The 10484-nt window shown below is 63.1% G+C and carries 9 protein-coding genes and 1 tRNA gene; 8 read left to right on the top strand and 2 right to left on the bottom strand.

The genetic code is table 11. From position 1 onward, the window contains the following. A partial coding sequence (locus tag OXC99_12110) for an MFS transporter (protein MCY4625727.1) occupies positions 1-1155 on the top strand: 1155 nt, incomplete at its 5' end. Here the strand turns inward: OXC99_12110 and OXC99_12105 are convergent. After that, positions 1133-1567, bottom strand: coding sequence for a DUF192 domain-containing protein (locus OXC99_12105; protein MCY4625726.1), 435 nt, complete (start codon positions 1565-1567; stop codon positions 1133-1135). The genes OXC99_12110 and OXC99_12105 overlap by 23 nt on opposite strands. Positions 1568-1863: 296 nt before the next feature. Next, positions 1864-3174 carry an MFS transporter gene (locus tag OXC99_12100; GenBank protein MCY4625725.1) on the bottom strand — a complete coding sequence of 437 codons (1311 nt, stop codon included), beginning with the start codon at positions 3172-3174 and terminating at the stop codon, positions 1864-1866. A 223-nt stretch (positions 3175-3397) separates the two neighbouring features. Here OXC99_12100 and OXC99_12095 point away from each other — a divergent pair, with 223 nt between their 5' ends. The 7 genes from OXC99_12095 (at position 3398) to OXC99_12065 (ending at position 10370) form a co-directional block, all read left to right on the top strand. After that, complete coding sequence (locus OXC99_12095) at positions 3398-4045, top strand: hypothetical protein (GenBank protein ID MCY4625724.1); 648 nt, start codon at positions 3398-3400, stop codon at positions 4043-4045. Positions 4046-4155: 110 nt separating this feature from the next. After that, positions 4156-5436, top strand: coding sequence for an MFS transporter (locus OXC99_12090; protein MCY4625723.1), 1281 nt, complete (start codon positions 4156-4158; stop codon positions 5434-5436). 279 nt (positions 5437-5715) lie between these two features. Beyond that, complete coding sequence (locus OXC99_12085) at positions 5716-6798, top strand: amino acid ABC transporter substrate-binding protein (protein ID MCY4625722.1); 1083 nt, start codon at positions 5716-5718, stop codon at positions 6796-6798. An 84-nt stretch (positions 6799-6882) separates the two neighbouring features. After that, positions 6883-8049 (top strand): ABC transporter permease subunit, encoded by a 1167-nt coding sequence (locus tag OXC99_12080; protein ID MCY4625721.1) that lies wholly within the window; start codon positions 6883-6885, stop codon positions 8047-8049. Further along, complete coding sequence (locus OXC99_12075; protein ID MCY4625720.1) at positions 8046-9395, top strand: amino acid ABC transporter permease; 1350 nt, start codon at positions 8046-8048, stop codon at positions 9393-9395. Before OXC99_12080 ends, OXC99_12075 begins: the two co-directional genes overlap by 4 nt. Before the next feature lie 47 nt (positions 9396-9442). After that, positions 9443-10171 (top strand): amino acid ABC transporter ATP-binding protein, encoded by a 729-nt coding sequence (locus OXC99_12070; protein MCY4625719.1) that lies wholly within the window; start codon positions 9443-9445, stop codon positions 10169-10171. 123 nt (positions 10172-10294) lie between these two features. Further along, a tRNA-Ala gene (locus tag OXC99_12065) sits at positions 10295-10370 on the top strand. Positions 10371-10484: the final 114 nt, after the last annotated feature.

Below are 10484 nucleotides of genomic sequence, written 5' to 3'. Positions count from 1 at the left end.
GTCGTGCAGGCGCTCGGCGGCGGCGCGACTATCCCCGTCGGCATGGCGATGGCCGTGCAGTCCTTCCCCGGCACCCGGCGGGCCATCGCGGTGGGCATCATCGGCGCGTGCGCTGAGGCCGGCATGGTGCTCGGCCCGCTCTACGGCGGCGTCATCACCAACCTCTGGGGCTGGCGATGGGTCTTCTGGCTGGACATCCCGCAGGCCCTCATCCTCATCTGGGCGCTGCGCGGCTTTCCCGTCGCGAGCCTGTCCGGCGTGCGCATGGACTGGGCCGGTGGCGCGCTCATGGTCGCCGGCCTGACGATGCTTGTCTTCGCCACGGCGCAACAGTCGGCGTTCGACGCCTCCTCGCCGTGGCCCTACGCGCTGGGCGGCGTGGGCGCAATCGTCGTCGGCCTGCTGGTGTGGGTGGAGGCTCGCGCGCCGAACCCACTGCTGCCGCCGTCCTTCTTCCGCTCACGGCAGGCGACCGCGGCCCTCGTCGTGAAGCTGCTGGTGGGTGCGTCCCTCATCATGGCGATGGTGACCGTGCCGCTGATGGCGAACACCGTGCTCGCGCAGAGTCCCCTCGAGGGCGGCCTGCGGCTCATGCGCATGACCGGCGCGATGCCTGTCGGCGCGGTCATCGGCGGCTTCCTGGCCTACCGGCTCGGCGAGCGTACGTTGACCATGTTCGGGCTGGCCATCGGGAGCGTCGGACTGCTGTACATGAGCGGTTGGACTATAGACATCGCGGACCCGCGAATGACGCTGCACCTGGCGCTCGCCGGGTTCGGCTTCGGGCTGGTCATCGCGCCCGTCTTCGTCACCGCGATGGACGCGACGACGGCCGACTACCAGGCGACGTCGGCATCGTTGGTGACGGCCGCGCGCATGGTGGGCATGACCTTCGGCATGGCCGCTCTCGCCGCATGGGGTGTCGGCGAGTTCCAGGCTGCGACGCAGGGCCTCGCGCTGCCGTTGCCCTCGCCTGACCTGTCTCAGGCCGAATACGAGGCGCAGCTGGATGTCTACACGTCATCGGTGTCGGACGCCAGCATAGCGCTCTTCCGCGACTTCTTCCGCATCTCGGCCATACTGCTGCTGGCTGCGCTGCTTCCCGCGCTGGGCCTCAGCGGGCGGAGGCGCGCTACGGCTGCGCGTCCCGCATGAGGTTGCGCAGTTCGATGGTGTCGCCCGGCTCGACGCCGCACTCGGCCGCCAGCCCCTCGTTGATCTCGATGGCGTACAGCGCAGGGGCCGCCGATATGTAGGTAGGCAGCGGGTCCGGCGCGATCTCGTGTTCCGGCCGCATCGTCTGCACGTCCACGACCGTCAGGTCCCGGTCAACGAAAATGATGTCTAACGGGATGAGCGTGTTCTTCATCCAAAAGCCAAGCACCTGCTCCTCCGAAAAGACAAACAGCATCCCGCGGTCCTGTCCCAGCGACTCGCGGTTCATCAGCCCGATGGCCCGTGTCTCCGGCGAGTTCGCCACCTCGATGTAGAACGCGCACGAGCCCATGACCACCGCGGCCCCAATCTCCTCGCCAAAGGACTCCGGCGTCGGAGGGAGGGTTGGCATAGGCGGCAGGGATGGTGTCGGCGGCGGGGACGGCGTAGGGGGCGGGGACGGCATTGGGGACAGCTGGGGCGCCACGGCAGGGGGCGGTGTATTTTCTGGTGACGGCTGCTGCATTGGGGTTGGTGAACTGGGTGGGTGCGGGGGCATTGGCGAAGGCGGTTGCGTGGCGGCAGTAGGCGGCGTGGGAACGGACGGAGCGTCTGGAGCCTCCGGTGCAACCTCGGCCCCGCAGGCCGCGAACAGCACGACGGCCGCCAGCCCTGCGGCTATGCAGAGGCCAGGGGCACGCAACGCGCTTACCTGTGCATCCACGTGGGATGCTTCTTCCGAGTGATCGCGGCAATGATGAAGGCGATCAGACCCAGGACGCCCACGAACAGGATGATCTGCAGCCACGGACCGTAGCTTCCCGTCCGGTCGTAGGTAAGGCCGGCAAAGAAGGGCGCCCCCGCGATGCCGGAGATGATGATGGAGTAGATGCACAGCCGGATGCTGTTGTAGTTGGCGCGGCCGTACTGCCGGCCAAGCACCGCCCAGAAGATCGCCCAGTGCGAGCCGCCCGTCGCCAGCATCATGACCGCCAGGACCAGGCTCCACAGGCTCTGCGCCACCAGCAGCGTGACCGCGCCAGCCAGCACCACGCACATCATGCCCACCATGATCTTGCTGCCGTCGTAGCGGTCGGCGGCCCAGCTGACGCCCAGCACCACAGGGACGGTCCAGACGAGCTGCAGGCTCAGCAGCAGCGCGCCGACGCTCTCTGTCTGCCCCTTCCACACCAGCAGCGGGACGATGTGGGCGATGATGCCGGAGTTGACGAAGAGCATGCACGAGCTGCCAATGCCCACCGCCCAGAAGAAGGGGCCTCGCACTGCCTCCGCAAGCGTCATGCCGGCGAGCATGGCCGGTCGTCCGCCGGTGGCTGCGCGCGTCGGGTCCGGCTTGTCCCCGTCCGGCGCGAGGTTCATCTCCTCGGGCGTGTTCCTCACCACCATCAGCACGGGAATCATGACGACGGTCATGACCCCAGCGGCGAGGAGCATCGACCAGCGCCACTCGAAGGTGACGATGGCAATGGCCATCAGGGGCAGCAAGAGCGCGCCCGCGCCATGCCCCACGTTGAGGAGCGATAGGGCGCGTGCTTTCCCTCGCTCAAACCAGTTGTTGAGGATCGGCGCGCCCGAGTTGAGGATGGCCCAGTTGTAAGCGACGCCCAGTGGAATCGTGAAGATGAGAAGGGCTTGCCAGAACTCTGTCGCCATCGCAAGCAGGACGTACCCGGCAATGGACATGGCAGTGGTGATGATCATGATGCGACGGGGGCCGAACTTGTCCATGAGCCAGCCCCCAAGCGGGCCCGTAAGCGCGACGGCGATGCTGCCGCCCGTGAACATCAGCGAGACCTCGGCGCGGGAGACCTGGAACTCCTCCTCCAGCGGCAGGACGAGCAGGCTCCGCACCTGGTTGCCGACGCCCGACGCCATGACCCGCATCATCGCAACGGCAAGCACGATCCACCAGCCGTAGAAGACCCCGGAACGCACGACAACGTTCGCGGCCAAACTTCCGCCGAGCGAGTCGTGGTCTGATTGTTGGGTCCGGGCCATGGCTTCTCCGAGTGTCCAGGCTGCTGGCAGGGGGAGTATACAGGTTTTCCTTGCAGGTGCGCTCGGCCGGGCTTGGCCGCCCATTATCCGCAGGAGCGGGTTCTAAATATCTGTCATGCTGCGCTATCGCTACAGCGTCGCGCAGTGTTACCATAAACTGCGACCGGAAAATCGGTCTCAGTTAACTATTTCCTCCGCTGAGTGCTAGGAGTGTGTTGGCGCCATGGGCGACTTGGTAGTGGCATTGGCCTTCTTCGATGGATTTGTGGGGCAGCTTTTCGAATATTGGCCCTTCACCCTCACGATCACGATTACCGTCGGCTACATCGTAATCGCATTCGGGTACGACATGGTCTTCGGGCGTCAACGCAAGGGGCCGCCGGGCGCTCAGCCCCGCGTGGAGATTGCCGTTGATCCGAGTCTCAAGGCGCGAAACCGGTACCGCACAGGCCTGTACTTCTTGCGATTGGCCGTGTCTGTGGCCGTCGTGATGGCCGTGGTCATCGCTTACGTGGGCCACAACCCCCTGTCCATTGGCTCACAATACGGGCTTTCGCAGGAAACTGACGCCGCAGTTGCAATGGGCACCAATGTCGGCCTCGTCGCCGCAGTGATCGCCGTGTTGGCCGCCATCTGGGTGCGCGCAGTCCCACTCATGCTGATTGGCCTTGTTGACCTGTCGCTCATCATCATCCCGCTCGCGCCTCCCTTGCTCAGTGGACAGTGGTCGGCCCTTGGATTAACGGCGTTCCTCATGGCAATTCCGCTGATACTCGCCGCGATCGGGACTGGCATCGTGCTCTCGAACTACGCCACAGCGTCCCCGCCGCGCGCAGTCGCCGACGAGGCACAGCCGGCCAGCGCACGCTAGTCTCGCGCCGACAGACGGCGCAGGCCGAGCGCCAGTGGTGGCGCGAGCGACTCGCTTGCGCCACAATGGGCGAGGCAACCGCCAACGTCTGTAGAGGAGCGCTTTCCCCCGTGCAGCAAGGCCGCAAACCCCGGTTGTTCTATGGCTGGTACGTCGTCTGGGGCATGATCGTCGTCGGCGCCACGGCCATGGCGCTCGCCGGCCCCACCTACGGCCTTTTCATCGAGCCCATGCGCGAGGACCTCGGCTGGGGCCGCGCGCTCTTTGGCTGGACGCAGACCGGGCACCTGCTGGCGGCCGCCGTCGGAGGGCTCTTCATCGGCCGCCTCATCGACCGCTACGGCGCGAAGGTGCTTTTAGCCGTCGCGGGAGGCATCGCGGCAATTCTCCTCGGCAGCTTGAGCTTCTTCCACCCCGAATGGTGGTTCATCACCGCCTACGTCGTGACGGGCCTTGTGGGCATCCACGGCCCGGCCTCCATTTACGGCGCGCCCGTCGTGGCCAAGTGGTTCGTACGTCAACGTGCCCGCGCCCTCGGCATCCTCTCCATGGGCGCGCCCTTCGGCCTGCTGGTTGCATTTCCAGCCGTTCAGTGGGTCATCCTGGAGTTCGGGTGGAAGACGGGGTGGCTCACGCTCGGCATCATCGGGCTGAGCGTTATCGTGCCGGTGTCACTGCTTGTCTTCAAGCGGCAGCCGGAAGACATCGGCCTGATGCCCGACGGCGACACCCCACGGGAGTCCGGGGCGTCCGGCGCATCTCGCGATCCAGAGGCTCGCCAATGGACCAGGGCAGAGGCCATTCGCACGCCGGCGTTCTGGCGCGTCACGCTGGCTTACAGCATGTTCACCTTCTGTACGACCTCCATGGTCATCTTCCGTTTCCCCTACTTCATTGGCGAGGGAATGGACCCGAGCCTTATGGCGCTCGCGGCGGGAACGGCGCAGATTCTGACCCTGGTTGGCGCCGTGACGATGGGCCGTCAGGTGGCCTTTGTCGGCGTGGAGAGGCTGCTGGCGCTGAATATGCTCTTCATGTTGACGTGCTTCATACTCACCCTGAACGTGGCAAACACCCTCATGATGTTCGTGGCGCTCTACATCTGGGCATTTGCGATCAACTCACTCGGCGCCCTGCAGGGCATCGTGTATGCGGCCTACTTCGGGCGGCAGCACGCCGGCGCCGTCAGGTCCGTGGCGCTCTTGACGACCATGCTCTTCGCCGCGACGGCCGGGCCGGTCACGGGCTACGTCGCCGACAACACCGGAGGCTACGAGGGCGTCTGGTGGCCGTGTGTAGGCCTGCTGGCGGTCTCGGCGCTGCTGCTGCTGACGTCACGACCACCCCTGCACATCACGGTTCCTGTGGCAGGTTCATCCACGCAAGCATAGACACGAACTTGATATTTGCTATAGACAAACAACTTGGTTATGCCCTATTACTATAGAGAATGTAGATAGCCCACTTGTCGTTGAGACACAGCACAAAGGGTCTCGTTTGTAGCTGCTACGCCTTGTCAACATAGTGACGCACTCGGGCCAGAACGACGCTATGCGCAGGGATGTTGATGGATTTTCACGTTTCACTGCCGTTCAGACTCTTGCATTGGAGCGAGTTTGACGGTAGATTCCTGTAGGGCGTATCTAATATACAAAGGCATAGGAGGCGAGATGAACCGAAATGGCAGGCTGGTCTCTATATTTGCGGTGGTTGCCGCATTATTGCTCGTATTTGTTGTAGCAGCTTGTGAGTCTGACAGCGGAGAGGACGCCCGCGAGAACACGCTGGACGTCATCATCGAGCGCGGTAACCTGATTTGCGGCGTGAAGGCTGACACGCCTGGCTTTGGTGTGCTGAACCCGGATGGCTCCGCTACCGGGAACGATGTGGACTACTGCCGTGCGTTGGCGGCAGCCGTATTTGGCGACGCCGGCAAGGTAGAGTTCAAGGAAGCCACCTCCGCCAACCGGTTCGAGCTCCTTGCAGCCAAGGAAATCGACGTCCTCATTCGGACGACGACCTGGACTGCCAGTCGCGACGCCGACCTCGAAGTCGCCTACGCGCCGACCACCTTCTACGACGGCGCCGGCATCATGGTCCACGCTGGCTCCGATGTCGCCAGCGTCAATGAGCTTGGCGGCTCCACCATCTGCATCCTTGACGGCACCAGCACGCAGGGCGCGGTGTCCGACTACTTTGCAGAGAATGGCCTGACCTACTCTGAGCTGACCCTGCAGGACAACGCGGCCATCCGCGGCGCCTTCATCGGTGGCCAGTGCGACGCCTGGTCCTCTGACAAATCCCAGCTCGGCGGTCACCAGTTCACCCTCAAGTCCGATGACGGCGTCGACGCCGTCGTGCTGCCCGAGACGCTGTCCAAGGAACCCCTTGGTCCCAGCGTCCGCGACTACGACTCCGAGTGGGAGGACGTGGTCCGCTGGGTGGTCAACGGCATGATCATCGCCGAGGAGCAGGGCGTGCACTCCGGCAACGTTGACGCCATGGCGGCCAACCCGCCGAACAACACCGTGGCGCGGCTCTTGGGCGTCGGCTTTGACGGCGGCGCTCCCAGCAACCTGGGCATCGGCCACGGCAAGATCCCCGGCACCTTCATGCAGGCCGTCATCAAGCAGGTAGGCAACTACGGCCAAGCCTATGAGAGCACGTTGGAGGCCGTTGGTCTCACGCGTGCCGGATCGCTGAACGCCTCCTACGTGGACGGCGGTCTCATCTACGCGCCGCCGATGCGGTAGCAATTCGGATACCAAAAATCTGATGGTGAAAGGCATGGCCCGTCTTGCACGGGCCATGCCTTTGCCGTTATTCTGGCCGTTGTAATGAAAGAATACCTCAGCGACGTTTGGAACCACAGTGACTCCCGCGCCAAAGTGGTGAACGTAGTCGTTGGCCTTGCCGCAGCAATCATTGCCATCTACCTGGTGTACTCCATCTTCTCCAACCTCTTTGACTTTCGCTTCATCACCGGTCCCTACGGCAGCCCGGACCGCAGCTCCATTTTCGCGGCCCTCGAGGTCGAGGCGAGCGATCCCCGATGGCTGGGCATGCTCAAGGGCGCGGGCAACACCATCTCCGTCGTCGTATTCGCAATCGCTCTGTCTTCGCTGATGGGTCTCCTCGTCGGCGTGGCCCGACTCGCCAACAACCCAATCCTCACCCGGCTGGGCAAGTTCTACGTAGAAACTTTCCGAAACCTCCCCCTTCTGCTGATCATGTTCTTCTTTGCCTTTGGCGTCTTCAGGGCATTGCCGCAGATCCAGTCAGAATCGGGAATCAGAGGGTTCCTCTACATCAGCAACCGGGGTTTGGCGATCCCGTGGCTGGCGCCAACCAACGACATCTGGTGGATTTGGCCCATTGCGCTCATCATCGCTGCCGCAATTGCGATGTGGGTACGCCGGGTCCGGGAACAGCAGGAGGAGTTGACGGGACGCGTCATGCGGGGCAACACATGGGGTATCGCCGTCTTTGTCGGTTTGGCCGTAGCCTCATTCCTCGCGTTGCTGCTCCCGTTGCGCGTCACCCTGCCTGAGGTGGTCCAGTCTGAGTCCGGGTTTTTCACCTACGCGGGCGGCAACCAGCTTGGGTTGGGATACATTAGCGCGCTGGTCTCCCTAGCCCTCTACTTCAGCGCGTTCATCGCGGAGATCGTGCGCGGGTCCATCCAGGCAGTTCCGCGCGGGCAAGTCGAGGCATCGGCCTCGCTGGGGTTCACCGTGTATCAACGGTTCACCCTCATCGTGCTGCCGCAGGCGCTGCGCATTATGATCCCTGCCCTGAACAATGAGTACCAGAACGCCAATAAGGACTCGACGTTGGCCCACGCCATCGCCTATGGCGAGATAGTCCTCATCTCCAACCGCATCGTGAACAACGCCGGTAACTTGCTGCAGACCTACCTGTTCATCTTCATAGTCTTCATCCTCACCAACCTCATCATCTCGATGATCATGAACACCATCAATAAGAACGTCCAGCTGAAATGATGACCTCAACTGCCATACGGCCGGCGTCCCTTGCCCAGCGCGTCGAGTGGGTGAAAGCCAACCTGTTCAACACCCGGGGCAATACGGCCCTGACGCTGGTTTCCGTCGGCGCGGCCGTAGTGCTGCTGTTTCTTACTGCCCGGTACGTGCTCTTCCAGGCGAATTGGGGCCTCGTCGCCATCAACCGGCGGCTCTTCTTCATCGGCAGCTATCCGGCTGACGAGACGTTCCGCATCTGGATCGCTGTCTTCCTAGTCGTTGCGCTGATATCGGTCACCTACGGCATATGGGCCGGGAAACTTCGGCCGTACCTGGTCGCCATCGGCGTCGTCGCGGCGATGGTGCTGACGCTTGGGCTCGGTACAGAGGTCCGCATCGAGCAGAACGAGTTCACCGATGTCATCGAGTCCGCAGGGCAGACGCAGACAGTGACCGGCATAGACAACGTGCTGGTCGTGGACCGTGGATGGGCGCCCTCATGGCTGTACGCGCTGTCGCTGGGGTTGGCTGTTCCCTTCGGGTCGACGTGGGTGTTCATGGCCGGCGTCTTCGCGACGCTCGCGATTGGCGCCTGGGTTGGCAAGCAGATTTCGAGATATCGCAGCAACCCGATCGTTCTGCAGGGCATCGGGGCGCTGTGGGTGCTGCTCATCCCAGCCATCGTACTGCTGCAACTTGGGGTTTCCACCAATGGCTGGGAGAGCGCCTTCCTGGACATGCTCGTCTTCGCCGTTGGCGGGTTCTTCTCATTCTTCATCGGCATGGCGCTGGCCCTGGGCCGGATCTCGCCGTATTTGGCCATCCGCATATCCTCGGTGGGCTACATCGAGGTCGTTCGGGCGGCGCCCCTGCTGGTCTGGCTCCTCTTCGCGACATTTCTCAAAGACGAGCTGGGCCCCATTGGTGAAGCCTTCAGCAGCATTGACCTTGTGTACCGCGTCATGTTCGTATTTGCCTTCTTCGGCGGCGCATACATCGCCGAGGTCATACGCGGTGGCCTGCAGTCCGTCCCCAGGGGGCAACGCGAGGCATCGCAGTCCCTGGGGCTGTCGTCTGTGCAGATGTATGCACTCATCGTTCTTCCTCAGGCCATCCGCGCCGTAATCCCTGCGATCATCGGTCGTTTCATCGCGCTGTGGAAGGACACGGCGCTTCTGGCCGCAATCTCGCTGGTCAACACACTGGAAAAGTCCAAGAAGATCCTGAGCGGCCAAACTGACATTGCTGAAGGTGCGTTCTTTGAGATCTACATCATAGTGGCCCTGATCTACTGGGTGGTGTCCTACTTGCTGTCCAAGCTCGGCAGCGCCGCTGAATCGCGGCTGGGCGTGGGCGAACGGCGGTAGCGAACTCCGCGGAGGGTGAAGCAATGACGGAGAAGAACAGCAACGAGATGGTCCGCATGGAGAACGTAGTGAAGCGCTTCGGCACCTTCACCGCGCTCAATGGCGTTAACATCTCCATTGGGGAAGGCGAGGTCGTCGTGATCATCGGCCCCTCGGGGTCCGGCAAGTCGACCCTCTTACGCACCATCAACCAGCTCGAACGCCACGACGGCGGGCGCATCATCGTCGACGGCAAGGAGATTACGGACGACATCCGTGTGTTGTCCAAAATCCGCACGGAAACCGGAATGGTGTTCCAGCAGTTCAACCTGTTCCCCCACCTTACCGTACTGCGGAACATCACCCTTGCGCCGCAGAAGGTGCGTCACATGCCGCAAAGGGACGCGGAAGAACAGGCATACCAACTCCTGGAGCGCGTGGGCATACCCGAGCAGGCCGACAAGTATCCCGGCCAGCTCTCCGGCGGGCAGCAGCAGCGCGTGGCCATCGCCCGGGCGCTCGCGATGAACCCCAGGCTGATGATGTTCGACGAGCCGACGTCCGCCCTGGACCCTGAGATGATCAACGAGGTCCTCAAAGTCATGATGGAGCTGGCCGCGGACGGCATGACAATGATCTGCGTGACGCACGAGATGGGCTTCGCGCGAAACGTGGCAAACCGCGTCGTCTTCATGGACGAGGGCGAGATCGTGGAGGTCGCAACGGCGGAAGAATTCTTCACGGCGCCCAAGGAGCCGCGCACGCAGATGTTCCTCGAGCAGATCCTTACGCACTAGCGCTCGTTGGCGGGTTGCCGCCCGGTCAAGTTGACGGAAACGAGTCGCGCCTGCTGTAATTGAGGAGCGACACTGCATCGGAAGCGCCCACCCGGGCGCTTCTGTGTCGCAGGACAAGGGCAAGGGGCTGTAGCTCAGTCGGAAGAGCACCTGCTTTGCAAGCAGGGGGTCAGGGGTTCGAATCCCCTCAGCTCCACCAGACTTGATAAAATCAAGAACTTTTCAGATCAGGTTCGCGCTGGCACTGTAGTTCCGCCCTATTCCTTCGCCCCGCTGGTGTGTCGAAGGCGCCAGTAAGGTGAAGGCCGATACG

The organism is Chloroflexota bacterium (assembly GCA_026713825.1).
GTDB lineage: Bacteria > Chloroflexota > Dehalococcoidia > Lucifugimonadales > UBA1127 > UBA1127.
Note: the sequence above shows the minus strand (reverse complement) of the source record. Positions and strands in the feature narration are given on the sequence as shown.